The organism is Hallella faecis (assembly GCF_018789675.1).
Taxonomy (GTDB): domain Bacteria; phylum Bacteroidota; class Bacteroidia; order Bacteroidales; family Bacteroidaceae; genus Prevotella; species Prevotella faecis.
The window spans coordinates 1-26900 of record NZ_JAHKBE010000042.1 but is presented as its reverse complement, the minus strand read 5'-3'; the positions used below and the strand labels follow the sequence as shown (position 1 = coordinate 26900).

Below are 26900 nucleotides of genomic sequence, written 5' to 3'. Positions count from 1 at the left end.
TAGAATGCCTGCCTGTCACGCAGGAGGTCACGAGTTCGAGTCTCGTACGCACCGCTTCTTGAGTCCGTTTTGCACCTTTAAGGTGCGTTAGTTCAGTTGGTTAGAATGCCTGCCTGTCACGCAGGAGGTCACGAGTTCGAGTCTCGTACGCACCGCAAGCGAGGAGCTAAATGCTTCTCGCTTTTTTGTTTATTTGTTTGGTGGTGGTTAAACCCAAATCGTGGTTAGCTGATTCTCATGATTCATAAAATGAAAAAGCACAACCCCTGAGAGGAGCTGTGCCCAATAAGTTCCACCTAAATGTGTGTTACAACTATTATCCCAAATCGGCAACATGGGTGTAGGCCCTTTACGGTAGTTGGCTGCGAAGTGCCTATAGTTTCTTTACATATATAAATTTGGGATATTGTCCTAATACAAACAACGTTACAGGACATATCCATATATTTCTGGTGAAACCCTCGAGGTTGTTTACATTGTATGTACTGCCCGTTGTAAGTCCACTCTCAAGTTGCTCGAGCTCAAAATACCCTTTATGCTCTTTTCTTTCTTTTGATGGGATAACACTTACTTTTGTGAATTTGTCGTCATCAGAAAGAAAAGCACAGAGCTCATCCGCACCATTAACCATTAGTAGGTTATGATGTTCAAACGCCCAATTGGGGTAATCTATATACCACAAGCTATCTTCTTCGTGGTTAAACTGAAGCTGGTATTCTGCCTTTTTTCCAAATACACTTCTTGCCATTGCCTTGGCACCTTGTGTGAGGTCTTTTATTGTATAGTTCATCCTTCATTCCGCAACACTATGGTTATTAACTATATAAGTTCCTGAACAACAAACAGTTTTTGCTTTGGCAAGCGGCAGGACGGGCTGGCTCAGGGATTTTGCCGTGTTGGAAGATACATTTAACTTAGTGTTGCCATAGAAATCAAGTGAATCTTCAACAGGCGTGGCAAAGATGCAGATAAAATCCGAGGAACTCATTCCTTTTGGAGGTGTTTCTTTTCAATCATGGAGCAATTTTTGTACCAAACGAAAACTCCACCCTGCCACAACCTTGACCATCGCACAGCAATCAATAGGGCAACCCACTTGATATCTCGCATGGGTGCGGAGGTTGCCGAAATAGCAATTGTCAGGTCGTTTGGTCAGAAAGCTTGTTGGCTTTTTCGGGCGAAATAGCGCACGCATGGGAAGATTTTAAGGAGCAGAAATGGTGCTGGGAAGCGTCGTGTTTGCGATTGGGCATCTTTCGAGTTGCGATAAACCATCTATCGCATTGCGTTTTGGCATGTTGCGTGGTTCGTCTTGGCATGTTTCGAGGCTCGAAAGGGCATCTTTCGTGGTGAGAGATGAGGAAAAAGAATAACTAATTGAAGGGTTGGATTGGTAACTATCTGATTATTAAGCGGTTATTAAAAGTGTGTGAGAATCGCTTATTTGCGTCCCACTATTTTCTCGTTCCAAAAAATGCTGTAGTTTTCAATATAGTTTGTTGGCTATTTTCCCTTAACAAATAGAGTGAAGGACAATAAAAAAGGAGATAAGCACCATGCTGATGCTTGTCTCCTATCTTATGCTTGTTTCTTGATGGTAGAATTCTTAGTACTCGTCGTCGGAGATGTCCTCGGCCTCGCTGATCAGGTCCTCGGGGTCGGTCTCGTAAGTGGTGCGATAGCTTTCTTCGGTCAGCTTGTCGTCGTCGAACGAGTCGTCGTCCTCGTCCTCATCGTGCTTGAAATCGTCCAACGGAAGATCCATGTTCTCATCGTCGTCGTCATCGAGGTCGCCTCCGCGCGTCAAGTCGTCGAGGCTGCTCATTCTGCTCTTTAAGACCTCCACATGCGGCTTCTCCTTTGCGAAGATGGCCTCAATCCACAAACCCTTCGGTATTTCCAACACCTCATATCCATCGTTCACCTTCTTTTCGTAAAGACCTCCGGGCATATGCATGCGGTCCTTGGGAAGGGTGGTGGTGGAGATGTCGAATCCGCTCTGTATGATGTCTTGGATACTTTGTGGAAGAGAATCCCAGCCGCCTCCAAAGTTGCGCTCAAGCACTTCGATGAGCTTGGTGGCCGTGATGTGGCGAATGTTCTCGTAAGTAAGATCGGTCACGCGAGAGATGGGCTTCTTCTTGATGGCGATCTTCTGCTTGGTGTTCTCGTCCATCCGGATCGTCCCAACTTTCAATCCGCGCGCCTCATATTTCTTGATGATCTCGGGCTTGTCGATCTTGACTTCCTCGACCTCGAATGCGCTTCGGATAATGTCTAAGTACTTGCGTGCGTAGTCTTTCAGGTCAACGTCTTTTTCGGCTGCCGTCCACATGCGGAAGACGTCATTCTCCTGAATATCCCATACATTGCTCTTGGTCAATGTCTTTAGCGTAATCGCTTTTTTCTCTTTCATAGTTATTTTTTATGTTGCTGCAAAAATACTATATAAATCCTAAATTACAAACAAATCACCTTTGTTTTTTCATGCAATATGGATGTTTGTTGCAGAATGTGTTTTCGGCAACGACGCAATCTGCGCTTTTCGTTATGCCAGATGAGCAAAGCAAGGCTTGTGCGAACGCTTCCTTGGAGTGAGAAGGTGGCGTGAGAACGGAGCGCCCAAACAGGCCAATGGCTACTTGGGGGTTGCTCCACTTGATGATTGGTAGAAATCGAGGTACTGTTGCGCCACCTTTACATAATGGTGATAACGCTCCGTGTAAGCGATGCTCTCCGCTTGGAGGCGTGGCATCTCGTCGAGGTGGGTCGCCATCCATTCCAGGGCGTTGTAAACGCTTTCGCGGGTCGGCTCCACATTGATGATGGGCCTGAGGTCGTTGTCGCCCAAAATGTCGTAATTCTCTGGTTCGCCTCCGCCCACGCAGATGATGCCACGGCTCATGGCCTCCAAGGGATTCATGGAGGGCGTGTAGCTATAGAGCTGGTCGAGAATAGCGTCGGAGCCATTCATCATCTGGGTGTATTGGTTGAAAGGAACGCCTTCGGCAATACGCAGTTCCACCAAGTGGGGATATTTTGTCTTGATGGCTTGGGCTGCTTCCAGCATGATGTCGGTACCCTTGTAGGCCGAACGCCCTTTGCTGATGCCGATGAATAGCCGGAGGGGGTGTGGGGCGTTGCCCTCCTGATAGGCCATAGGTTGCGTCTTGGGCTTGATGGGGAAGGGGATAAACGTGGTTTTGTGGGGAAACAAGGGACCGTAACAGGCCCAATACTCATAAAGCCCGGCGATGATGCCGTCGCAATCTTCGGCAATCATCTTGTTGAGGCTCTCCTTGGCCGTACCTATCCAGTCGCGCCTTTCCCTCATTGCCGGCTCGTCGTTGCGAAGGCGGTTGCCGATATTGAAGTCGCTATACCTAAGGGGCATACGCGTGATGTTCTCGTGAACCCAATAGTAGTCCATTCCGAATGCTCCGAGGAACACCTTCTTGTTGTGTTTTCGCAGATACTTGTAGATGGGCGCGATGCGCTCGGCCTTCAGTTCGAGAAACATGGGGTTGATGAGTTGCACCACATCGTAGCCGCGCAACTTATGGAGCGTGGCCATGGTTTTCGCCAAATAGGCCAATCCACCCCATTTGCCAGGTCGGCGCGAGAGGTCGATGTCGCGTGGGTAGTCTTTCCAGAAGTCGCCATTGCTCACTACGGTGACTTGCTGGCCCAAGGCCCTCAGGCCTTCGGCCAGGGTGGCGTGTACGTTGCTGTATTCTCCAATGAGCAGTATCCTCATGCGTCTTATCTGATTGTAAGCAGCAGGATGCGGCGTCCCAGCTTGGTGTTGATCATCTTCCGGAAAGCCACATATTTCTTGGTGTAGTTCTTGTCGGGTAGGGGGAACAGTCCGTAGTTGCGCAATCGCTCGATGGCCTCGTTGAGGTGGCGGGCGCTATGGGTTAGCTGAATGATGTTGTAAAGATGATCCATCGTTAGTTGGGCGATGCGCCTGTTGAGCGCCACCCGTTCCATTTCGGGCGAATGTTGGGCAATGTCGAGCAGGCGCAAGATGATGCTCTCGGTATCGTCGAGCCGCTTGGCCATGTGGCGCATGTTGTCCTCTTGGGTGATGGAGCCCGACCGTTGGCGGTAATAATAGGCTTTCGATGGGGTGAAATACATGTGCTCGGCCCTCAGGAAGAGTTGGGGCGTGAACTCCTCGTCCTCATGCAACAGGTTGGGTGTGAACCGCAGGTTGCCCAAAATATTGGCGCGGAACAAGTAGCCGCATGCCGACGCCCGGAGGTTGTACTGGTGCATGTAGGCCGATCCCGTCATGGGGCCGTTACACTCGAACGGTACCTCGGGCTGTTCTTCCTCCGTCTCGTGGAAAAGGATGATATCGGCGTCTTTGTATCGGGCGATGTCGAGGCAATGCTCGTAAGGAGCCTGTATCAGGTAGTCGTCGCCATCGACAAACTGTATGAACTTACCCTGTGCGCAGACCAGACCCATGTTGCGGGCTTCCGACAATCCCTTGTTGCGCTGCCTGACGTAGACAATCTTATCGCGAAGCTCCACCAAGTCGTTCAGGGGCGACACCTCAGAGCCGTCGTCTACAACGATGATTTCGCGTTCTTCCTTGCTCAGAGAGAGTGAGAGAATGCTTTGGAGGCATTCGCACAATAAAGTGGTGGGCAAGTTGTAGGTCGTCACGATGAAACTGACGAGAGGTCGGTCGTTCTTGTTCTCCATAATGCTCAAAATCTCAAGTGGGATAGCCTTGCACATGTGTCATGTGCGAAAAAATAGGCTAAATGATGATGCAAAGTTACTATTTTTATAATAATATGAGAAGATTAGCGTTAAAATATTAATGGAAAAACAGGAAAAAGACGACTCCTATTCACATATCTTGAAATACACCAGCCTTTTCGGTGGTGTGCAAGGACTGGGCATTCTGGTCGGAATAGTGCGCAATAAGCTTGTTGCGCTTCTTCTCGGCCCAGACGGCATGGGGTTGGTGTCGCTTTTCAATTCCACCATTAAGTTGGTGAGCGACTCCACCAACTTCGGCTTGTCGATGAGTGCGGTGAAGAATTTGTCGGAGGCCTACGACACGGGTGACGACGAAAAAGTGCGCCATGTGGTGCGTTTGGTGCGTTCTTGGAGTTTGCTCACGGCGTTGTTGGGAATGGTGGTGTGCATCGTGTTCAGCCCGTTTTTCGACAAGTGGACGTTTACCTGGGGCAACCACACCCTTCATTTTGTCTTGTTGTCGCCCGTTGTGGGCCTGATGGCCATCACCAGTGGCGAGACGGCTGTCTTGAAGGGGGTGCGCAAGTTGCGACCGTTGGCGCTCATATCGCTCTGTTGCGTGTTCTTGGCGCTATTGTGCTCTGTCCCTATTTATTATGAGTTTGGCCAGTCGGGTATCGTCCTGTCGCTTGTTCTGTTTGCGCTCATGCAATGCCTGACCACCATTGTGTTCTCGTTCCGGCTCTATGCGCCCTCGTTCTCATTGTCGAGAACATTGTTGGGCGAGGGATTTGGTATGGTGAGACTGGGAATGGCCTTTGTTCTTGCAGGCATCTTGGGTAGTGGAGCCGAGTTTGTGGTTAGGTCTTACCTGAGCACGTCGGGCCAACTGACGGCGGTGGGATTATACAATGCGGGCTATGTGATGACGATGACCTATGCTGGCATGGTGTTCTCGGCAATGGAAACCGATTATTTCCCACGTCTGTCGGGCATTCCCACGCTCGGCGCGCGCCTTAACCAAGTGGTGAATCACCAGATGGAGGTGTCCTTGTTGTTGGTGTCTCCATTGCTGGTGCTGTTCTTGGTGTTCCTGCCCATCCTTCTGCCGTTGCTCTATAGCGGCCATTTCCTGCCCATCCTCGGTATGATGAAGGTGGTGGTTCTGGCCATGTATTTCCGCGCGCTCACCTTGCCGGTGGAGTATATCGCCCTGTCGCGGAGCGACTCGCATGCTTACCTGTTGCTGGAGGCTGTGTACGACATCGCTTTCGTTGTGCTTGTCATATTGGGCTACCATTACCTCTCCCTGTGGGGTACAGGCTTGGGATTGCTTCTTGCCAGTGGGCTCAATTTTGTGGTGGTGATGGCCTATTCGCATTGGCGCTATAGGTTTGTGGCCTCGCGCGAAGTGAAACTCTACGCGCTCTTTCAAATGCCGTTGGGCGGATTGGCCTTCTTGGGCACTTACGCGTTTGAAGGATGGCTTTATTGGGTGGTTGGCTTGTTGCTTGCCGCCGTGTCGCTTGTCCTGTCGGTATGGGTGCTGCATTCCAAATCCAATTTGTGGCAGGCGTTGAAAGATCGCTTGTTGAGGCGTTTTCGCAAATCGTCCAACCAAAACAATGAATGATGAGCAAGCCCCAAGTAACAATCCTTGTGGCTGTATGGAACACGGCTGCTTATCTACCCCAATGCCTTGAGTCGTTGCGTAGGCAAACGCTTCGCGATATTCAGGTGGTGTGTGTCGACGATGCGTCCACCGACGAGTCACTGGCTGTGTTGCGACATTACGCGGACCTCGATGAGCGCATACAGGTGGTCGCGCTTCCGAAAAACCAAGGGCAGGCGCATGCCAGGAACGTGGCCCTTCGCCAAGCCAAGGGAGAATTTGTGTGTTTTCTTGATAGCGATGATTGGATGGCCGATGACTGTTTGGAGCAAGCGGTGTGCGTGTTTCGGGCTCATCCTTCGACCGATAGCGTACTGTTTCACACCTTATATTATTATAATGAAAGCCGTCAGGACGAGTTTTCGATGAAGCCTTTTGATGTTTTACGGGGCGATGAAGCGTTTGTGTTGTCGCTCACGTGGAAGATCCACGGAGTTTATATGGTGCGCGCCACCATCCATGAGCGATATCCTTATGACGAGAGTGCCCGTGCCTTTAGCGACGATAACACCACGCGCCTTCATTATTTGGCGTCGCGTGAGGTGAGAACATGTCAGGGGACCTACTATTATCGGCAAAGGCAAACGTCTGTTTCTCACCAGTTTAACCTGCGCCGGTTCGATTATTTGGTGGCCAACCAGAGCATGAAACGGCAGTTGGTGGCGCTCCGTGTGGCAGACGATGTGCTAAATCTCTACGAGAACCATCGTTGGCTGAATGTGGTGGATATGTACATGTTGTGGTTCAAGCATAGAACAAGCTTGTCCACATTTGCGCAACGTAGAGCCTTGGCGCTGATAAGAGACAGTTGGCGCTCAATGGAAGGGCAGCGTATAAAACCTTCGTTAAGGAGAAAGGTGGGCTATATGCCATGCAAAGGACATTGGCGCTTGTTTATGTTGCAGGAGAATGGCTATTTCTTCCTGCGCAAATTGATGGGGCGGTTGTGAACCTTTGCGGCCTTTGCTTCGGTTGTTGCTGGCCAGGGCTTTTATCTGCCTGTTTGGTGTTGGAATAGGAGTGTGAGTAGCCACCCGTAGCCTCGTGGGCCAATGATGTGTGATGACTTTCCGGACAATAAAGAAGAAAAGGAGGACATAGGGAACTTTTTTGTTGTTTCGAATGCATTAAATCGGTATAAAAAAGTGAAAAACTTTTTGGGCATTGGTTTTTATTCGTTACCTTTGCAACAAAAGAAAACACAGATGATAGCTCTGATTATTATCGGAATACTGCTTGTAGGCTACGTGCTTATCGCAACCGAATGTTTCACCCAGGTGAATAAGGCTGCTGTGGCTATATTCGCATGCACGGCAGGGTGGGTGCTCTATATCAGTTATGGGGCAGATTTCGTCATGAGCCAACATCCTGTGGAATACCAGAATTTCTTAGGGGGAGCAGCGTCGACGAGTGTTTCCGTGAAGGAGTTTATTGCAGGCAACGTTTTTCTGAAATATGTGGGAAGAGCCTCGGAAATAGTGCTTTTCCTGCTCGCCACCATGACCATTGTGGAGGTGCTGGACAACAATGGTTGTTTTGATTTCATCTCACAATTATTGAAAACGCGAAGCGGAAAGCGCATGTTGTGGACATTGGCGATCGTGACGCTCCTCATTTCCGTGAATCTCGACAACCTTACCACAACCTTGATGATGCTGGTCATCATGCGTAAAATCATACCCAATCGCCGTCACCGCATGATTTACGGATCGGCCATCGTGGTGGCGGCCAACTGTGGTGGCGCCATGACGGTTATTGGCGACCCAACGGGGCTCATGCTTTGGAACAATGGCCTTGTGAGCGCCACGAACTACTCCATGTCGCTTATCGTTCCCTGCTTGGTAGCGTGGGTTGTGCCTACATGGTGGCTTGGACGTAGCTTGCCAGGCCGAGTGGAGACGGAGTGGATAACGATGCCTTATCGTGGCGACGACACGCGCCTCAATGTGTGGCAACGACTGCTCATGCTCTTTGTTGGTATTGGCGGATTGTGGTTCATCCCAACCTTTCATACCATCACCAAGTTGAGCCCGTTCATCGGCGCCCTGTGCGTGTTGGGCGTGTTATGGATAGTCAACGAGGTTTTCAATCGCAAACTGATGAATATGGATGCGATGGTGCGCCGACGCATGCCACGGGCTTTGTTCTATGGTAACCATCAGCTTATCCTGTTTGTCATGGGAATCATTTTGGCCCTTGGCGTGGTGAAGGAAACGGGAATCCTTACGGATGTATGGCATTTCTTGGACGGCGTGGCACCGGGCGATTGGGCGTTCGGCGTGTGTGCGGGTGTCATCAGTTCGTTCCTCGACAATTTCGCAACCGTGGCAAGTTTCACATCTCTCAATCCATCGACAGAGATGAATGCCGACTATTGGAAACTCATCGCCTACGGGTCGGCCGTTGGCAGCAATGTCTTGGCAATAGGGTCAGCTGCGGGAATAACCCTGATGAAGACCGAACGTATCCATTTGGGATGGTACTTTAAAAACGTTGGCGGCATGGCGGCCATTGGAGCCGCATTGGGATTTGTAGTCCTTGCGCTGATGATATATGCGTGATTTAACTTAAAAATAACAACATAAGCTATGGCAAAGATTAAGACAATAGGCATTATGACCTCGGGTGGCGACTCGCCTGGTATGAATGCAGCTATTCGTGCGGTAACCCGTGCGGGAATATGCAACGGGTTTAACATCAAAGCCATTTACCGAGGCTATGACGGCCTCATTAATGATGAGGTGAAGCCATTCACTACCGAGAATGTGTCGGGCATCATTATGCAGGGTGGAACGATACTGCGCACGGCGCGCTCCAAGGAGTTTATGACTCCTGAGGGTAAGGAAAAGGCGTATGCCACATTGCAGAAAGAGGAGATTGACGCGTTGGTGGTTATTGGAGGAAACGGATCTCTGACAGGAGCTATGCAGTTTGCGCGCGAGTATGACGTGTGCTGCATCGGACTGCCTGGAACCATCGACAACGACCTGTATGGCACCGACTCGACGATAGGCTACGACACTACGTTGAACACCATTGTGGAGTGTGTAGACCGCATACGCGACACGGCACAAAGCCATGAGCGCATCTTCTTTGTTGAGGTAATGGGACGAGACGCTGGTTACTTGGCGCAAAACTCGGCTATCGCAAGTGGAGCTGAGGCGGCCATCATCCCGGAGGACACGACCGACGTCGACCAATTGGCTCAGTTTATGGAGCGCGGCATACGCAAATCTAAGAAGAGTTGTATCGTCATCGTGTCGGAGAGTCCTAAGTGCGGCGCTCTTTATTATGCCGACCGTGTGAAGAAGGAATTCCCAGGATATGATGTTCGCGTGTCAATCCTTGGTCATTTGCAGAGAGGCGGACGCCCGTCAGCCCACGATCGTATCCTTGCCAGCCGTACCGGAGTGGGAGCCATTGAAGCCATTATGCAGGGACAGCGCAACGTGATGGTCGGAGTTCGCAACAACGAGGTGGTCTACGTGCCGCTATCTGAGGCGATCAGATCCGACAAGCCTTTCGACCGAAAGCTTATTAAGGTGCTCGACGACCTGAGCATTTAAGGCAATTCTCTGTTTAGCAAACCCAATTCTTATAATAACAAAACATTAAATCTAAATAGTTTATGGCACATATTAATGGGCGCATCTCCCAGATTATTGGTCCTGTGGTGGATGTCTATTTCGACACCCAGGGACAAGATGCCGAGAAGGTGTTGCCTAAGATTCACGAAGCCTTGACGGTGAAACGCCCAGATGGCTCTAACCTTATCATTGAGGTGCAGCAGCACATTGGTGAGGATACCGTTCGTTGTGTGGCAATGGACAATACCGATGGCTTACAGCGTGGTTTGGACGTGGTGCCCACGGGTAGCCCTATCACCATGCCTGCTGGCGAGCAGATCAAGGGACGTATGATGAACGTGATTGGACAGCCTATCGATGGCATGAAGACCCTCGACATGACTGGTAGCTATCCCATCCACCGTCCCGCTCCTAAATTCGACGAGTTGTCAACCCATAAAGAGATGTTGGCTACGGGTATCAAGGTCATCGACCTGCTTGAGCCTTACATGAAGGGTGGTAAGATCGGACTCTTTGGTGGAGCAGGAGTGGGTAAGACCGTGCTTATCATGGAGCTGATCAACAACATCGCCAAGGGACACGATGGTTACTCGGTGTTCGCTGGAGTAGGTGAGCGTACTCGTGAGGGTAACGACCTTGTTCGCGATATGCTCGAGTCGGGCGTTATTCGCTATGGTGAGAAGTTTATGAAAGCCATGGAAGAAGGCAAGTGGGATCTCTCGCTGGTCGATCCAGAGGAGCTGCGCAAGTCGCAAGCCACCCTTGTCTATGGTCAGATGAACGAGCCTCCTGGGGCACGCGCTTCCGTAGCACTTTCGGGCCTGACCGTCGCAGAGGAGTTCCGCGATCATGGAGGTAAGGATGGAGCACCTGCCGATATCATGTTCTTCATCGATAACATCTTCCGTTTCACTCAGGCTGGTTCTGAGGTGTCGGCTCTGTTGGGTCGTATGCCTTCGGCTGTGGGTTATCAACCTACCTTGGCATCGGAGATGGGTGCCATGCAGGAACGAATCACTTCTACGAAGAAAGGTTCTATCACCTCTGTGCAGGCTGTTTACGTGCCTGCCGACGATTTGACCGACCCCGCTCCTGCCACAACCTTCTCGCACCTCGACGCCACAACGGTGCTCGACCGTAAGATTACCGAGCTGGGTATTTACCCTGCCGTTGATCCGTTGGCTTCCACCTCGCGTATTCTTGATCCGCTTATCGTAGGTAAGGAACATTACGAGTGCGCTCAGCGTGTGAAGGAGACCTTGCAGCATTACAATGAGTTGCAGGACATCATCGCCATCCTGGGTATGGATGAGTTGTCGGACGAGGACAAGCTCGTGGTGAACCGCGCTCGTCGTGTGCAGCGCTTCCTCAGCCAGCCGTTCGCCGTGGCAGAGCAGTTCACGGGTGTACCTGGCGTGATGGTTAGCATCGAGGACACGATTAAGGGCTTCAACGCTATTCTCGACGGAGAGGTCGACGACCTTCCCGAGCAGGCATTCATGAATGTCGGTACCATCGAGGACGCCAAGGCTAAGGGTAAGAAACTGCTTGAGGCAGCGAAGGCTTAATCATTGGTTTGAAGGCTTTTAATACTTTGAGTCATGCTGAAACTTAAAATCGTTAGTCCCGAAAAGGTCGTATATGATGGCGACATAGAGAGTGTGATAGTGCCTGGTACGCTCGGACAATTCGAGATACTCGACAACCATGCCCCCATCATCTCCTCGTTGACCGACGGAATGGTGGTGTACACAGGTAAGGACGGCAAACAAAGCATCGAAGTGCATGGCGGATTCGTTGAGGTTAAGAAAAACGAAGTCTGCGTTTGCGTGGAGGTGTAACCTACAACAGTCAATGCAATGAATAACATCAACAAAGTGCGCAAAATGGGATTGTGGATGATTGCCGGGGGTACCTTGGCGACACTGACGGTCCTTAACGTTATCCAAGAAACCGCTTGGCTAAACAAGGTTGTATGGGTAGCGCTGGGCGCACTTGCGTTGTGGTTCGTGGTAACGGCTGTCATGCGAATGATGATTTCCCGTAAAAATAAATCCAGAAAACCATGATGCCTTCACTGACTGCTATCGTCTGTTGTGCCCTGTTGTTCATCGTTTTAGGACTGATGTGGCTCTTGGGGTGTTCCTTCTTTGAACGGAAGGCTCCTCAGCTATTGGTGTATTTCGGCTTTGCTTTTATGGTGATACGGGCGCAAGTTGTTCTGACGTTAGTTGGTGTACACGCGTTCGTCATATCAGAAAGCCTGGAAGAGGCTAAGTCGTTTGCCGCCATGGTACTCATCATGTATGGGGTAATGATGGTGGTTACGCACGTGATAAAAATTAATAGATAAGCATACAAATGAAATTGGTTAAACATATTGTCTGCCTGTTGGTGCTGATGATGGCTTGGCTTCCTACGGTGGGAGCTGAGGCTAATGAGTCGCAGTCGATAAATGCCAGCGAGATAGTGCTTGAGCATATCAAGGACACTTACGATTGGCACGTGACCGAAATAGGCGACCGCTCAATCGTCATCAACTTGCCGGTTATAGTGAAGAGTTCCACGGGTTGGCATGTCTTTAGTACGGCTGAGTTTGCGCATGAACCCGACGCCAAGGGTTATCGCATGGGCCCCGCCCAACTGGCTATCGCCACTCGTGGCGAGCATGCTGGCAAGGTGGTGGAGCTGCAGGGCGAGAAGGAAGTGTTGCCGTTCGACATCTCCATCACAAAGACTGTGGCGGTGATGTTCATTAATGTGGTGATACTGCTTCTGTGCATCCTGTTGCCTGCCCGTTGGTATCGTAGGCACAAGGCCAGCGATGCCGCCCCCGGTGGTTTCACCGGACTGGTGGAGATGTTGGTGATGTATGTGGAAGACAACATTATTAAGCCTGGTGTCGGCGAGGAAGGTTACGAGAAGTACTCTCCTTATTTGATGACATGCTTCTTCTTCATTTTAGTCTGCAACATTATGGGCGTCATACCGTTCCCGCCGGGATCGGGTAATGTGACGGGTAATATCGCCATTACCTTCTTCTTGGCCGTGTGCACATTCATCGTCACGCAGGTTAGTGGAACCAAGCATTATTGGAAGGATATCTTCTGGCCCGAGGTGCCTTTGGCCCTGAAGGCGTTCCCGATTATCCCTGTCATTGAGTTTGTGGGTATTTTCACTAAGCCCTTCGCTTTGATGATTCGTCTCTTTGCCAACATGATGGCTGGACACGCCATTGCGGTATCGTTGATTTGCATCATCTTCATTGTTGCCGCAAAGGCCATGGCCGTAATGATTGGCATGTCGGTGCTTGGCATTGTGATGGCTGTGTTCATGATGTTGCTCGAGTGCATGGTTTGCTTCATCCAGGCAATGGTGTTCACAATGTTGAGTTCTATCTTCATTGGACTCGCAAGAGAAAAATAAACATTAATAATAACAATAAAAACCTTAAAGATTATGATTTCATTATTATTGGCAGCTGAAGCTGCAGCAGGTCTTGCTAAGTTGGGCGCTGGTATCGGCGCTGGTATCGCTGTTCTCGGTGCAGGTATCGGTATTGGTCGCATTGGTGGCCAGGCCATGGACGCTATGGCTCGTCAGCCCGAGGTGATGAACAAGCTTTTCACGAACATGATCGTAGCAGCTGCTTTGGTGGAGGGTGTTGCTCTGTTCGCAGTGGTTGTAGCATTCCTTTGCATCTAATCGTCGTAAGAGTTAAGCGCTGCGTATGGATTTGTTAATGCCAAGTACAGGCCTGCTTTTCTGGATGACTATTGTCTTCCTGATTGCGCTTTGCATCCTGGGTAAATGGGGTTTCCCCTCCATCTCAAAGATGGTAAAGGAGCGCAAGGCCTTCATCGACGATAGTCTCCGCAAAGCGCATGAGGCCAACGAGAAACTTGCCAATATCCAGAAAGAAGGAGAATCCATTCTGCAGGAAGCCCGCGAGAAACAGGCAGCCATCATGAAGGAGGCTACCGAGACCCGTGAGGCGATTGTCGCTAAGGCTCAGGAGAAAGCGAAGGACGAAGGTGCTCGCCTGATTAATGACGCGAAAGCGGAAATTGTGACGGAGAAGCAACAAGCTATTCGTGAGATCCGAGCTCAGGTCGCTGAGTTGTCAGTGAAGATTGCTGAGCGCATTGTGCGCGAGAAGCTTTCTGGCGACGGCAAGCAGATGGAACTGATTGACAAACTGCTGGATGAAGTGACTGTTGATGACAAAACGAGTAAATAGTTGTAGCATATGGATTTAGGTGTAATATCGGTCAGGTATGCCCGCGCACTCTTGAAGAGCGCTACGGATATGAAGCAAGAGGATGCTGTATATAAGGAGATGCTTGTGCTTTCGCAGAGTTATCTCCAAGTACCGGCCCTTCGCTCCACGATAGACAATCCCATGCTCGATAAGGACAAGAAGAATGCCTTGCTTGAGGTAGCTTGTGGTGGACAGGTCTCAGACCTGACACAACGTTTCCTTCAACTTGTTCTGAACGAGGGTAGGGAGAGCACCCTGCAATTTATGGCTGCTTCTTATTTAACGCTTTATCGTCAACAGAAAAACGTCACTCGAGGAAAACTGACTACCGCTGTTGCTGTCTCGCCCGAAACGGAGCGTAAGATGAAGGCAATGGTGGAAAGTAAAACTCATGGAACGGTGGAGTTCAACACAGAGGTGGATCCCAATATTATCGGAGGGTTCATCTTGGAGTATGACACCTACCGGATGGATGCAAGTGTCAAGACGAAACTTAACACGATTCTTAATCAATTAAAGAAATAATCAATGTCAGATAAAATTAGACCAAGCGAGGTGTCTGAGGTTCTGCTGAAGCAACTCGAAGGCGTTAACTCTGCTGAGCAGTTTGACGAGGTGGGTACGGTGCTGACCGTTTCAGACGGTGTGGCACGCATCTACGGACTGCGTAATGCAGAGGCCAGTGAGTTGCTTGAGTTTGAAAATGGCACCATGGCTATCGTGATGAACCTGGAGGAAGACAACGTGGGTTGTGTGCTTTTGGGTTCTACGGCTGGTATCAAAGAGGGACAGAAGGTTAAGCGTACACACCATATCGCTTCGATTCGTGTGAACGACAACTTCCTGGGCCGTGTGGTCAATCCTCTGGGTGAGCCCATTGATGGCAAGGGTGACATTGACCTGACTGATTCGTTTGAGATGCCCTTGGACCGAAAGGCTCCAGGTGTAATCTATCGTCAGCCGGTGAAGACCCCTTTGCAGACAGGTTTGAAGGCTGTCGACTCAATGATTCCTATTGGTCGTGGACAGCGAGAGTTGATCATTGGTGACCGACAGACGGGTAAGACCGCTGTAGCCATTGATACTATCATTAACCAAAAAGCCAATTATGAGGCTGGAAAGCCTGTTTATTGCATCTATGTAGCCATTGGCCAGAAGGCCTCTACGGTGGCTGCATTGGTGCAGACGTTGAAGGAGCATGGCGCTCTGCCATATACCATCATCGTTAGTGCTACGGCTGCCGATCCTGCCGCCATGCAGTATTATGCTCCGTTTGCGGGAGCTGCTATTGGTGAGTACTTCCGCGACCGTGGGTTCGATGCCCTTGTGGTTTACGACGACCTGTCTAAGCAGGCTGTGGCTTATCGTGAGGTGTCGCTTATCTTGCGTCGTCCTTCAGGACGTGAGGCCTACCCTGGTGATGTGTTCTACCTTCACTCACGTTTGCTTGAGCGTGCCGCACGTATCAATGACCAGCAGGAGATTGCCGAGAGCATGAACGACCTGCCCGAGAGCCTTAAGGGCCATGTGAAGGGTGGAGGTTCGCTGACGGCCCTTCCTATCATCGAGACTCAGGCTGGCGACGTTTCGGCTTACATTCCCACAAACGTGATTTCCATTACCGACGGACAGATTTATCTGGAGACTGACTTGTTCAACCAGGGTTTCCGCCCTGCCATCAATGTGGGTATTTCCGTCAGCCGTGTGGGTGGATCTGCACAGGTGAAGAGTATGAAGAAGGTGGCCGGTACGCTGAAGATCGATATGGCCCAGTATCGTGAGCTCGAGAGCTTCTCCAAGTTCTCAAGCGACATGGATCCTGTTACCGCCATGACAATCGACCGAGGACGTAAGAACAACCAGCTTCTTATCCAACCCCAGTATAGCCCAATGCCTGTAGGCGAGCAAATCGCTATTCTGTATTGTGGTGTGCATGGTTTGATGCACGACGTGGAGGTGGAGATGGTTCGCTCTTGCCAGGATCAGTTCTTGGAGCAGATGCGTACCAAGCACCAGGATGTCATCGACAACCTTGCGTCTGGCAAGCTTCTCGACGAAGATGTCAAGACGATCGAGGAAGTGATGGCAAACGTCACCAGACAGTTTAAGAAATAATAGCCTATGCCGTCATTAAAAGAGATCAAAACCCGCATTGCATCTGTAAAGAGCACTCGTAAGATTACGAGCGCCATGAAGATGGTTGCGTCGTCCAAGCTCCATCACGCTCAGACCGCCATTCAGAACATGCTTCCCTACGAGAACATGTTGGAGCATATCTTGAAAGGCTTCTTGGTTTCCATGCCCGATGCTGAAAGCGTTTACAGCTTGGAGCGTGGTGAGGTGAAGAAGGTGGCGTTGATCGTTTATTCGTCTAACAGTTCACTCTGTGGCGGATTTAATGGCAACGTCATTAGGATGATGCAGCAGGCTATTGCGGGTTATAAGGCTCAAGGAATCAGCGACATTACGATTTATCCGATAGGTCGTAAGGTTGCTGAGAAGGTGACGAAACTGGGTTGCCAATGTGCTGGCGACTTTACAGAGTTGGCTGATAAGCCTAATGCGAAAGGTTGTGCAGACATCGCCAAGGAGATTGCGGCGAAGTTTGTTGATGGCGAATACGATAAGGTGGAGATGATTTACCATCATTTCAAGAGTGCAGGAACTCAAATCCTCACTCGTCGCACCTTCCTTCCCATCGACTTGTCTACGGAGAAGATCGGCAATTACAACGATCGTGACCTAAGTTCTAACCTTGTAACGCAGAAGGCCCAGGAGTATTTGCGCAAGAAAGGCGTGTCGAAAAGCCGTAAGAGCGAAGAAGTGGTTGAGCTGAATGACAATTTCATCGTGGAGCCCGACATGGAGTCGGTACTTTCGGTGCTCATCCCTAAGCTTCTCAACCTGATGGTTTACACGGCTTTGCTCGACAGCAATGCTTCAGAGCACGCCGCTCGTATGGTGGCCATGCAATCTGCCACCGATAATGCCGATGAACTGTTGAAGGACCTCAACCTTGAGTTCAACAAGAGTCGTCAGGCAGCCATCACAAGCGAACTTCTTGATATTGTGGGCGGATCTGTCAACAATTGATGAGTCTGCCGCCTAATATGAGCAGAGGTGCCATAGGATATGATTCCTTGACACCTCTGCTTTTTTCGTTAAAGCATAAGTTATGCTCTGTGTTCTTCGTTCTGAGTTTTGACCTTATGTCGCTGTTGTCGCTTGTTGTTGCTGACGTCGCTTAAGCTTTCAGTTGCAACATCAGGCAGCACCAATCCTCTTGTTTCTTACGTCCTGTTTCCGTAAAGCCTAATGCGGTGGCTTTGTCAAGGAGAAGTTGAATATCGCTTTCGTAGAATCCGCTGATGATGAGATGGGCGTTGGAAGCCATCACTTCCTTAAATGCCTCCATATCGTTGAGCAGGATATTGCGGTTGATGTTTGCCATGATCACGTCGAAAAGACCCGACACGTGGGTCAAGACGGAGGCGTCTCCAAACATCACCTGCATATTGTCCACATGGTTGAGTTCTGCGTTGTATTTGGCGTTGTCGGCGCTCCATTCGTCAATGTCGTAGCCCACAACGTCCTTGGCGCCCAACTTGGATGCGGTGATGCCCAGGATGCCCGTTCCGCATCCGCAGTCGAGCACGCGCTTTCCTTCGGCACCAAGTTGCAAGAGCGATTCTATCACCATTTGCGTCGTGTTGTGTGTGCCTGTGCCAAAAGCCTGTATGGCCTTGATGCCAATAAGCGTGGAGCCCTGTGGGGCCGTGGGTTGTTCGCGTCGTGCGTCATACACGATGATTTGTCCGTTGATGTTGATGGGGTCGAATCCCGATTCTTCCCATTGCTCGTTCCAATCTTTGTCCTCCATATCTTCGAGCGAATAGGTTATGTTGACACCCTCCAAGAGTAATGTGGAAAGCGAATAATCGAGCGCTCCTTGGTCGAATAGTTCTGTTTGCGCATAGCCTTTCAGGCCGTCGGTGGTTTCCTCGAATGCCTCAAAGCCAACTTCTCCCGCCACGCATGATATTAAGTCGCGAGCCGTCTGCCTCAAAGCGTCAGGTCCTGTCACCTTAAAGTGTGCTACTTTGTATTTCATCTTGCTATTGTTATTTTTTGCAAAATTAAAAAATAATAGGGAAAAACCTATCATAGTTTAGGGGTTTTCCTTATATTTGCAGTAAGAACAAATGTATTTTTGCAAGCTGAAAAAGAAGGTATTTTAAAAGCATACAGATATGAAAAAGATTTTTCTTCTCTTAGCTTTTGCAGGGCCAATTTCTTTGCAGGCTTGGGCTCAGAGCGACGACATGTATTTCATGCCGAGCAAGTCTAAGGCAAAAGATGTGGCTCAAGAGCCCCCCGCATACTATGTGGGTAGCAGCCGAAATGTAGATGAGTATAACCGCAGAGGTCGCTTTTGCAGTCATTATCAGCCTATTGGTGGTGACTCGTTGAGTGCCGATGTGTTCGAATTCCAGAAAGGTGCTGGTGTTTATCCTGATTCCAGCTATGTCGACACCTCATTTGCCTATGAGAATAATTCGTACTGGGACGATGAGGATTTTCGATATACACGCCGCATGAGCCGTTGGGATGGATTCTATAATCCTTGGTTCTATGGTTACTGGGGACCAAGATACTATGGCTTCTACGACCCATGGTATGACCCTTGGTGCTATGGCGGCTATGGAGGATGGTATGGCTGTTGGTATGGTGGTTGGTACGATCCCTGGTACTATGGCTATGCTGGTTACTACGGTTGGGGCTGGCCCTATTATCGTGGTTGGTATGGCTGGGGCTGGAACTATCCCTATTGGGGTGGTGTCCACATCCATTACGCTGGTGGCAATCCTCGCGGATTGACGGGTAACCGCACGTGGAGTTATGGCGCTGGAAGCAAGTCTGGCGTCGGATCAACGAGCGGACGATACAATGGGGCGTACGGCAATCGTGTTACCACGGGCTCACGCAACAGTTACACTTCACGAAGCAACAACAATCGCTCGTTTGGTTCGCGTACCAACAGAACCTACAATTCCAATTCGCAAAACCGCACCTATACGCCAAGCCGCTCCTACAACTCCTTTGGCAGCAACACTCCTTCGTCGGGTAGCTTTGGCGGATCCGTTGGCGGTGGCTTCGGAGGCTCACGCTCAGGCGGAGGCTTCGGTGGTGGCCATTCTGGCGGTGGTGGCGGAGGCCATTTTGGTGGTGGCCGACGCTAACTGTTATGGACGAGGTTTTAAGCCCCTTAAAGAAACAACATCTATTTATATAAGACATTATTATGATGAAAACAAAATACAGTATCATCGCAGCATTGGCCCTTGTGGCAGTTCCTCTGTCGGCCCAGGAAACCTATCAGGACACGAAGTTGGTTGATAGTGAGCTCAACGGCACAGCCCGTTACGTGGGCATGGGTGGCGCCATGGAGGCTCTGGGAGCCGACATCTCTACCATTGGAAGCAATCCGGCTGGCATAGGCCTTTTCCGATCCAGCCAGGTGTCGCTCTCGGGTGGATTTGTGGCGCAGAAAGACGCCACCACGTCACCTTCCTTTGGCGGTATTAACGCTCGTATAGATGGCAACAAGACCAATGCGAGCTTTGACCAGGTAGGTTTAGTTTATGCTTTCCGTACAAGTCAAAGCAGTTTCCTGAACTTTGCGTTCAACTATCACAAGAGCAGGAATTTCGATCAGATACTTACTGCTGGTGGTGTGCTCAACAAGGCTTCGCAGAACAAACTGACTGCTATGAAGTATCCCTATGGAACCGATTACAATTGGAATGGTGTGGACGCCAACTATTCGGCTTTGCTGACCCCCATCATGAATGAGGAGAACAAGCAGGTGGGATTAGATTACCTCAACGGAACAGAGTATCTCTTTGGGCAATACCAAAAGGGCTATATAGGCGAGTATGACTTCAATATCAGCGGAAACTTAAACGACCGTGTGTTTCTTGGACTGACTGTTGGTTTGCGTGATGTGAACTATCGCTCCAATAGTTATTACACGGAGAACCTGGAGCAGAACGCCATGGCCGAGTCGTGGGAAGACCTGCGCATCGATGGCCAAGGCTTCGACTTGAAGGCTGGTGTTATTTTCCGTCCTGTTGAGACCTCGCCCTTCCGCATAGGCCTTTATGTGAATACTCCAACGTGGTATGACCTTACGCTTTCATCGGCTAACGATGTGACGATGACCGACGCGGCGGGCTCTCTCGACAAAGGCCAGAAGGCCGACTATGATTACAAGGTCTACACGCCTTGGAAGTTTGGCGTTAGCTTAGGCCACACCTTGGCAGGATGCTTGGCTCTGGGCGCCACCTACGAGTATTCCGACTATGGCTCCATCGACAACCGTATCAATGATGACGGCTATTACGACGATTGGTCTTACTATTTCCAGCAGAGCTCAAGTGATCGCACAATGAACCGCCACACCAAATCGACTCTGAAGGGCGTAAGCACCTTGAAGCTGGGCATGGAGTTTAAGCCTATGCCCGAATTCTCCATCCGCTTGGGTTACAACTATATGAGTCCGATGTTTAGCGAGAATGGGTTCCGCGACGGAAGTCTTGAAAGCCCGGGCTCGGCTTATGCCACCTCAACCGATTACACCAACTGGAAGTCGACCAACCGCGTAACGGCAGGCTTTGGCTACCAGATGAAGAAGTTCTTTGTGGATTTGGCATACCAATACAGTCAGACTGATGGTGATTTCTATCCTTTCATGAGCTACGTGGCCAATAGCGCCTCTTCTCCCGACAACTGTATAGCTGATGGTGTGAAGGTGAGCAACAAGCGTAACCAAATGCTGGTCACTCTCGGCTATCGCTTCTAATAGGCAGTACATCTCGTTTGTTGTGGTATCTGTTGCGTCCACAACACCTTATATAAGAATGGCTTATTTTGCGCCCATCGTCATGTGGACGGCAAAATAAGCCATTTTCGCTTTAATCTCCAATCGGTCATAAGACCGAAACAGGAAGATTATTAGGATGTTATTAATTCTTTCATTAGAATCTTATAACCGATTTTGGTTTAGGGTTCGTGGATAACGAAAGGATAATTTGTGTGATATTGTGTGGTTACTTCTTGTTTTCGTTTATCTTATCCACCACAATGGCTATGGCGCCATCGCTGGTAACGTTACAGGCTGTTCCAAAACTATCCATGGCAATGTAAAGGGCTATCATCAAGGCTTGCGCTTCTGTGTCGAAGCCAAGGATGCTTGCCAGCGGAGCTAATGCGGCCATGATGCAACCACCTGGCACGCCCGGAGCCGCCACCATGACAATGCCCAGCATGAGGGTGAAATGGAGGAAGGTGGCGAAATCGTGTGGCATGCCGTTAATGAGGCAGATGGTGAGGGCGCAGCACGAAATCTTCATGGCCGAACCTGGCATGTGGATGGTGGCGCACAGGGGTACGACAAATCCCGCTATTCCCTCGCTCACCTTGTTTCTCAACGTTTGGGCAAAGGTAACTGGGATTGTTGCGGCCGACGAAGATGTGCCCAAAGCGGTGAGATAGGCGGGGAGCATGGTACCCAATAGGCGCAATGGGTTGCGCTTGGTAGTAAGGCCTGCAATGGTGTAGGCGTAGAGCAGGATGATGATGTGGAGCGCAAAGATCACCAATATGATATAGGCGAAGATGGTGACGATTCGAAGCACCTGGCCACTATTTGTCATAGAGAGGAAAATGCCGAAGATGTACAGGGGCAGCAGGGGGATGATGGCCTTGGCTATCACGCCAGCCACCACATCTTTCATTTCGTTGAAACAATTGCGCAGGGTTTGCAACTGTCCATAGCTAATGCCCAGACCCATGATGAACGACAGCACCAAGGCGCTCATTACATCGAGTAAGGGCGGTATCGATACTGTGAAATAAGGTTGCAAGTCCTCGGGTTTAGCCACTTGCGCCATGCTTTCGGTGCTTGCCACCAATGAGGGAAACAACCATTCGCCCACGCCGTAGCCCATTAAGGCGGCAAACGAGGTGTCGGCGTAGGCTATTGCCACCGTGAGGAGCAGCAGTTTGCCCGATCCCTTGCCTATCTCGGAGATGGCGGGCGTAACCAAGCCGATGATGATCAGCGGGATCATGAACCCAAGGAATTGGCTGAACACACCGTTGAAGGTCATAAACACTCTGGCAACGGAATCGGGAAGAACGTTGCCTAAAATAATTCCAAGTGCAATCGCAAGGGCGATGCGAAACAGGAGTGATGAGAATAGTTTACGCATGGATCATTGGGTTGAGTGTCGCAAAATAAGCATTAGCCCATCGTGCGGCGGTGTTTTTAATTCATTTTGATGGTTGACAGTATTCTATTTAATGGTTGATAGTATTCTATTTTAGGTATTGTGAGTTGATATATGTTATATGTTGCAAACGAAAAAAGGGTATCTTTCTCAGATACCCTTCCTTTCTTTTGTGACTCGCATGGGGCTCGAACCCATGACCCCAACATTAAAAGTGTTGTGCTCTACCAGCTGAGCTAGCGAGTCTTTAGACTTTGGAAACGTGTGCGCATCCTTGTTTGTAAGGCTTCAAATAGAGCGCCTTTCAAATTCGACTGCAAAGGTACGTTAATTTCTTGGTTTATGCAAATTATTGGACTGGTTTTTAACATGAGATGTGTTATTTTTCGGTTAGGGATCGTTTTGTGCTTGGAAAAAGGCCGATTATTGCTGGCAAATGGGGCGCAACTCATGGAAAATGTGTACTTTTGCATTTTCAAAAGTGCAAAACGTAGTATGGGATTATTTTTGAAAAGTTGTTTGACATTTGTGGGTGTGCTTTCGTTATCCGTATCTCCTGTAGCCGCTCAGCGGTTGCCTCGCGAGACCTCTGGGGCCACCAAGGCGCTAAAGGGCGATTCGACGACCATCAACGACCGGCTCCAACAGTTGGCTACCCGCCTCATGCGCAATAAGCAGGGTAGCGTTATCGCCATAGAGCCCTCAACGGGCCGCATCCTCGCCTTGGTGAGTCGCGATCGCGTCGACGAGGGCATCAATCGTGCCGTGTCGGCGGTTTATTCTCCAGGATCCACTTTCAAGGTGGCGCAAGCGTTGGCGATGTATTCCGAAGGCGTATTGCCTGCCGACAAGACCTATCCTTGCCATAAGGGTTTCTATTTCAATCGCATTCATATTGGTTGCCACGAGCATCGTTCGCCCCTCTCCCTTGTGCAAGCCCTTGGTCAATCGTGCAATTCTTATTTCTGTAAGGCATTCCAGGAGATGGTCGACGACCGCAAGACCTACCTCACCAAGTATCGCGCCATTAACACCTGGGCCAAGTATATGCGCAGCATGGGTCTGGGCCATCCCCTTGGGGTGGACCTTCCCGATGAGGCGGGCGGCACCATCCCCGATTCGGCCTCTCTCAATTCACACCATGGCAACTGGAACGGCACCACCATCATGTGGGTGGGAATGGGGCAGGGTGAGGTGAAGACTACCTCGTTGCAACTCTGTAATTTAGCTGCTCTGATTGCCAATCGAGGATATTATTTTATTCCCCACATCCACGATTCCGCGGCCCATGGGCAGCTCGACGCCAAGTTTACCACGCCTGTCAAGGCTATGGGTACAGCTGAGGCCTATCGCCTTGTGGTGCAGGGCATGAGGGCTTGCGTTACGAGTGGTACGGCTGCAAGCATCAACACGCCGGCCTACGCCATTTGTGGAAAGACGGGCACGGCAGAGAACGAGGGTCACGACCATTCAATCTTTATGGGCTTTGCCCCCATGAACAGTCCGCGAATAGCGGTAAGCGTGTATGTGGAGAATGGTGGTTTTGGCGCCGACCTTGCCGCTCCGCTGGCCTCGCTCGTGATTGAGCAGTATCTCACGGGGCACCTCTCTGCAGCATCCGAGAAGAAGGCGAGTCGCTTGGAAAACAAAACCGTTAAGGTGACACCCGTGGAGGTGCCAATCAGTTTCGACGATTTGTAATCCACCCCCATAACAATAGTTGCGCCCTGGTACCATGTGACTAATGTGGTATCAGGGCGCATTTATATGATCCTGTATTGCTTGCTTTTATGACTTTAGGCTAAAGTCGAACCTTAATCCTCCGTTGGGGTTGTTGTTTACCTGGATGGATCCGCCATGCACCAGTACGGCGTTCTTCACGATGGCCAGTCCCAATCCTGTTCCTCCCATTTTTCGGCTGCGCCCTTTGTCTACGCGGTAGAACCGCTCAAACAATCGGGCAAGATGCTCAGGCGCTACTCCTACGCCGTCGTCCGTAAACGTAAAGTGCCACGTGCCGTCTTTCTCTTGGGCGGTAAGCGTTATGTGCTTTCCCTGTCCGGCGTAGGCAATGGCGTTGTCGGCGAGGTTGCGGAAGATGCTGTAAAGCAGGCTTCTGTTTCCGCGAATCAGGATGTGTGGTGGTATGTTGCACGTCATCGTCATGTTTCGTTGTTCGAGCGCAAACTGTGACTCCTTGTCTACAGTTTGGATCAGCTCGGCCACATCCACATCTTCGATTGACAGCATTTGCGCCCCATCGTCCATGCGGTTGAGCATCGACATGTCTGCAAGCAGAGATGTAAGTCGTTTGCTTTGTGCGTAGCAGCGTTGCAGGAAGATCGAGCGGGTGTTTTCGTCCACTTTCGGATTCTCCAAAATGGTCTCGAGGTATCCTTGTATGCTTGCCACAGGCGTTTTCAGTTCGTGCGCCACGTTTTGTGTCAGTTGGCGTTTCAGCACGTTCTGCTCCTTTTGTGTGCGTTGCAGTTTCAGGTAGAGTTTCACGATACGCTCAGCGGTGTCGCCCAGTTCGTCGGCTGAGAAATTAACGAGCTCGTCGGTCTCGATCTTTCCATCGTGGTCAGCCTTGGTGGCAAACTCGTTCAACTTTGTAATGTTGCTTCCCAGCCTGTGGGTGAACCTATATAGTACCACGGTGAGCAGGAGGATGATTACCGCGGCAAACCATAGGTAGTGCTGGTCGGTTTTCAGGCTTTTGGCCAAATCCACATTGTAGGGTAGGGCGGAGCGTATAACATATTTGTCTTGTGGATAGTAGGTGGCGCTATAAAAATAGTCGTGCCCCATGGTCTTGCTATTTCGGTCGACCGATGATCCGTTGCCCTTGTTCAGCGCTTGTCTCACTTCCGGCCTACGAATGTGGTTGCCCATGTGGCTGATGTTAGTGCTTACGTTGTCGAATATTACGCGTCCGTCTTTGTTGATGATCGTAACGCGAAGGTCGCGTATGGCGTGGCGTGTGAGGTAGTTGTTCAGCCATGCGGCGTTATTTTTCCCACCGCTCACCAGCGCCTCATGCATTTGGTTGTTGTAGTCTTGCAACCGCAAGTTGAGCGTTTCCACCTTATACTGTTTCTCGCGATATTGCTGAAACACGATGAATGCCACGGCGAAGAGCAGAAATAGGGACAGAACGCTCAGGTATAGCTTGTTTCCAATGGATAACTTTTTAGCCATTTACATGAGGGGTTTAAGCATCGAAGTAATAGCCGAACCCCAGTCGGGTCACGAGGTTGTCGGAGTAGGGGCCGAGCTTCTTGCGGAGTCGGGTAATGTTCACGTCCACCGTGCGGTCGGAAACAATCACGTCCATAGGCCAGATCTGCCGAATTAGATCGTGGCGCGAGAACACACGTCCGGGCTGCTCCAGTAGTGTGCAAAGAATGCCAAATTCGGTTTTGGTAAAGTCAACATCCTGACCTTCCACGCTCACGGTCTTGCGGTCGAGGTCTACTATTAACTTATTGAATACCAATTGGTGGCGTTCTTTTTGCTCAGCCTTTGGTTGATGTGATCTGCGGAGCACGGCCTTGATGCGCAAGAGCACTTCGCGAATGGAGAAGGGCTTCGATATGTAATCGTCGGCGCCAGCGTTGAAGCCCATGATCTTGTCGTTCTCTGTACCCTTGGCTGTTAGGAAGATGATTGGCGTATTTCGTGTCTCCTCATTGGCTCTCAGGCGGTGGGCCACGTCGAAACCATTCATGCCTCCCATCATCACATCAAGTAAGATGAGGTTAAAGCTGGCGGCGTCTTTCTCCAGGGCCTCCTCGCCTGAGTAGGCCGTTGTGACGTCATATCCTTGGGTCTCAAGGTTAAACTTCAGGATCTCGCAGAGGTCTTCCTCGTCGTCGACCACTAAGATTTTGGGTTTCGTTTCTTCTTCCATATTTACAAAGATAATTCTTTTTTCTATTTTATGTTGCAAAGTAACACACTTTAATTTTCATTGACGTCACAATTCTGTTACAGTTGTGTTACATTTTGGGGTTGTGTATGGCCCTATGAAGCTACCCAACGCCACCGCCCATCGCCGCCCGTGTAAGACCACCGCTCATTATTGGGCACCTCTCGCTTGGGCCCTTATAAGAGTAGCCCGCAGTAACAGGCATTAATGGCGATAAGAATCCATAGGTAGCAGCGAAGCAGGAGTGAGAACGCCAAACAGGCACAATTATAAAGTTGGCCCACAAAACAACAAAGTAGAAAGATAAGATAGGATTCTTACCATGGCAAAACACGCGCAAACTCGGTCCTGCCCATCTGGCTTACGAAAACGTTATAATGTTACATTAGTACTGATGCGATAAAATCGCATGGTTATTAAAATTCATCAAATAAAGTGA

26 protein-coding genes and 2 tRNA genes are annotated in these 26900 nt (G+C 50.1%); 18 read left to right on the top strand and 10 right to left on the bottom strand.

Going from position 1 to position 26900, the window contains the following annotated elements:
- Positions 1–81 precede the first annotated feature (81 nt).
- Positions 82–155, top strand: a tRNA-Asp gene (locus tag KM934_RS09665).
- 218 nt (positions 156–373) lie between these two features.
- Here KM934_RS09665 and KM934_RS09660 read toward each other — a convergent pair.
- From KM934_RS09660 to KM934_RS09640, 5 genes are all read right to left on the bottom strand, one after another.
- Positions 374–790 (bottom strand): DUF6717 family protein, encoded by a 417-nt coding sequence (locus KM934_RS09660; RefSeq protein ID WP_215760407.1) that lies wholly within the window; start codon positions 788–790, stop codon positions 374–376.
- A gap of 3 nt (positions 791–793) precedes the next feature.
- Positions 794–988 carry a hypothetical protein gene (locus KM934_RS09655; protein ID WP_215760406.1) on the bottom strand — a complete coding sequence of 65 codons (195 nt, stop codon included), beginning with the start codon at positions 986–988 and terminating at the stop codon, positions 794–796.
- A gap of 618 nt (positions 989–1606) precedes the next feature.
- Entirely contained in the window at positions 1607–2416 is an 810-nt protein-coding gene (locus KM934_RS09650) for a hypothetical protein (protein ID WP_215760405.1), read from the bottom strand.
- A 222-nt stretch (positions 2417–2638) separates the two neighbouring features.
- Positions 2639–3757, bottom strand: a complete 1119-nt coding sequence (locus tag KM934_RS09645) for a glycosyltransferase family protein (RefSeq protein WP_215760404.1) — start codon at positions 3755–3757, stop codon at positions 2639–2641.
- 5 nt (positions 3758–3762) lie between these two features.
- Positions 3763–4716 carry a glycosyltransferase gene (locus KM934_RS09640; protein ID WP_215760403.1) on the bottom strand — a complete coding sequence of 318 codons (954 nt, stop codon included), beginning with the start codon at positions 4714–4716 and terminating at the stop codon, positions 3763–3765.
- Positions 4717–4837: 121 nt separating this feature from the next.
- Between KM934_RS09640 and KM934_RS09635 the strand changes: the two genes are divergently transcribed.
- The 14 genes from KM934_RS09635 to KM934_RS09570 all read left to right on the top strand — a co-directional run bounded on the left by KM934_RS09635 (position 4838) and on the right by KM934_RS09570 (position 17332).
- Positions 4838–6352, top strand: a complete 1515-nt coding sequence (locus KM934_RS09635) for an oligosaccharide flippase family protein (protein ID WP_215760402.1) — start codon at positions 4838–4840, stop codon at positions 6350–6352.
- Positions 6352–7341, top strand: coding sequence for a glycosyltransferase family 2 protein (locus KM934_RS09630; protein ID WP_215760410.1), 990 nt, complete (start codon positions 6352–6354; stop codon positions 7339–7341). Before KM934_RS09635 ends, KM934_RS09630 begins: the two co-directional genes overlap by 1 nt.
- Before the next feature lie 258 nt (positions 7342–7599).
- The gene (locus KM934_RS09625; RefSeq protein WP_215760409.1) at positions 7600–8952 is read left to right on the top strand and encodes an SLC13 family permease; all 1353 of its coding nucleotides are present in this window, start codon (positions 7600–7602) and stop codon (positions 8950–8952) included.
- Between the two features lie 27 nt (positions 8953–8979).
- On the top strand, positions 8980–9957 hold the full coding sequence (gene pfkA, locus KM934_RS09620) for a 6-phosphofructokinase (RefSeq protein WP_215760401.1): 978 nt from the start codon (positions 8980–8982) through the stop codon (positions 9955–9957).
- 62 nt (positions 9958–10019) lie between these two features.
- On the top strand, positions 10020–11546 hold the full coding sequence (gene atpD / locus KM934_RS09615) for a F0F1 ATP synthase subunit beta (RefSeq protein ID WP_215760400.1): 1527 nt from the start codon (positions 10020–10022) through the stop codon (positions 11544–11546).
- A gap of 33 nt (positions 11547–11579) precedes the next feature.
- Positions 11580–11819: an ATP synthase F1 subunit epsilon gene (gene atpC, locus KM934_RS09610; RefSeq protein ID WP_215760399.1), complete on the top strand. Its 240-nt coding sequence runs from the start codon at positions 11580–11582 to the stop codon at positions 11817–11819.
- 18 nt (positions 11820–11837) lie between these two features.
- Positions 11838–12047, top strand: a complete 210-nt coding sequence (locus KM934_RS09605) for a hypothetical protein (protein WP_215760398.1) — start codon at positions 11838–11840, stop codon at positions 12045–12047.
- Positions 12044–12331, top strand: a complete 288-nt coding sequence (locus tag KM934_RS09600) for a hypothetical protein (protein WP_215760397.1) — start codon at positions 12044–12046, stop codon at positions 12329–12331. Before KM934_RS09605 ends, KM934_RS09600 begins: the two co-directional genes overlap by 4 nt.
- 8 nt (positions 12332–12339) lie before the next feature.
- A complete protein-coding gene (atpB, locus tag KM934_RS09595) occupies positions 12340–13404 on the top strand; it encodes a F0F1 ATP synthase subunit A (RefSeq protein ID WP_215760396.1) in 1065 nt (354 codons plus the stop codon).
- Between the two features lie 33 nt (positions 13405–13437).
- Positions 13438–13683, top strand: coding sequence for an ATP synthase F0 subunit C (gene atpE, locus KM934_RS09590; protein WP_215760395.1), 246 nt, complete (start codon positions 13438–13440; stop codon positions 13681–13683).
- Positions 13684–13708: 25 nt separating this feature from the next.
- On the top strand, positions 13709–14218 hold the full coding sequence (atpF, locus tag KM934_RS09585; RefSeq protein ID WP_215760394.1) for a F0F1 ATP synthase subunit B: 510 nt from the start codon (positions 13709–13711) through the stop codon (positions 14216–14218).
- A gap of 9 nt (positions 14219–14227) precedes the next feature.
- Entirely contained in the window at positions 14228–14764 is a 537-nt protein-coding gene (locus KM934_RS09580; RefSeq protein ID WP_215760393.1) for a F0F1 ATP synthase subunit delta, read from the top strand.
- A 3-nt stretch (positions 14765–14767) separates the two neighbouring features.
- Entirely contained in the window at positions 14768–16354 is a 1587-nt protein-coding gene (gene atpA / locus KM934_RS09575) for a F0F1 ATP synthase subunit alpha (protein WP_215760392.1), read from the top strand.
- Between the two features lie 6 nt (positions 16355–16360).
- On the top strand, positions 16361–17332 hold the full coding sequence (locus KM934_RS09570) for a F0F1 ATP synthase subunit gamma (protein WP_215760391.1): 972 nt from the start codon (positions 16361–16363) through the stop codon (positions 17330–17332).
- A gap of 151 nt (positions 17333–17483) precedes the next feature.
- Here the strand turns inward: KM934_RS09570 and prmA are convergent, their stop codons facing one another.
- Positions 17484–18350: a 50S ribosomal protein L11 methyltransferase gene (prmA, locus tag KM934_RS09565; protein ID WP_215760390.1), complete on the bottom strand. Its 867-nt coding sequence runs from the start codon at positions 18348–18350 to the stop codon at positions 17484–17486.
- Positions 18351–18489: 139 nt separating this feature from the next.
- On the opposite strand from prmA, the gene KM934_RS09560 reads away from it, so the two are divergent.
- Positions 18490–19479, top strand: coding sequence for a hypothetical protein (locus KM934_RS09560; RefSeq protein ID WP_215760389.1), 990 nt, complete (start codon positions 18490–18492; stop codon positions 19477–19479).
- Positions 19480–19544: 65 nt separating this feature from the next.
- Positions 19545–21101, top strand: coding sequence for an OmpP1/FadL family transporter (locus KM934_RS09555; protein ID WP_215760408.1), 1557 nt, complete (start codon positions 19545–19547; stop codon positions 21099–21101).
- 247 nt (positions 21102–21348) lie between these two features.
- Here KM934_RS09555 and KM934_RS09550 read toward each other — a convergent pair whose 3' ends face one another.
- Both KM934_RS09550 and KM934_RS09545 read right to left on the bottom strand, forming a co-directional pair.
- Positions 21349–22512 (bottom strand): dicarboxylate/amino acid:cation symporter, encoded by a 1164-nt coding sequence (locus tag KM934_RS09550; RefSeq protein ID WP_215760388.1) that lies wholly within the window; start codon positions 22510–22512, stop codon positions 21349–21351.
- Between the two features lie 191 nt (positions 22513–22703).
- A tRNA-Lys gene (locus KM934_RS09545) sits at positions 22704–22776 on the bottom strand.
- 249 nt (positions 22777–23025) lie between these two features.
- Here KM934_RS09545 and KM934_RS09540 point away from each other — a divergent pair.
- Positions 23026–24231, top strand: coding sequence for a penicillin-binding transpeptidase domain-containing protein (locus KM934_RS09540; RefSeq protein WP_215760387.1), 1206 nt, complete (start codon positions 23026–23028; stop codon positions 24229–24231).
- Positions 24232–24318: 87 nt separating this feature from the next.
- Here KM934_RS09540 and KM934_RS09535 read toward each other — a convergent pair whose 3' ends face one another.
- Both KM934_RS09535 and KM934_RS09530 read right to left on the bottom strand, forming a co-directional pair.
- Positions 24319–25731 carry a sensor histidine kinase gene (locus KM934_RS09535; protein WP_215760386.1) on the bottom strand — a complete coding sequence of 471 codons (1413 nt, stop codon included), beginning with the start codon at positions 25729–25731 and terminating at the stop codon, positions 24319–24321.
- Between the two features lie 13 nt (positions 25732–25744).
- On the bottom strand, positions 25745–26443 hold the full coding sequence (locus KM934_RS09530) for a response regulator transcription factor (RefSeq protein ID WP_215760385.1): 699 nt from the start codon (positions 26441–26443) through the stop codon (positions 25745–25747).
- Positions 26444–26900: the final 457 nt, after the last annotated feature.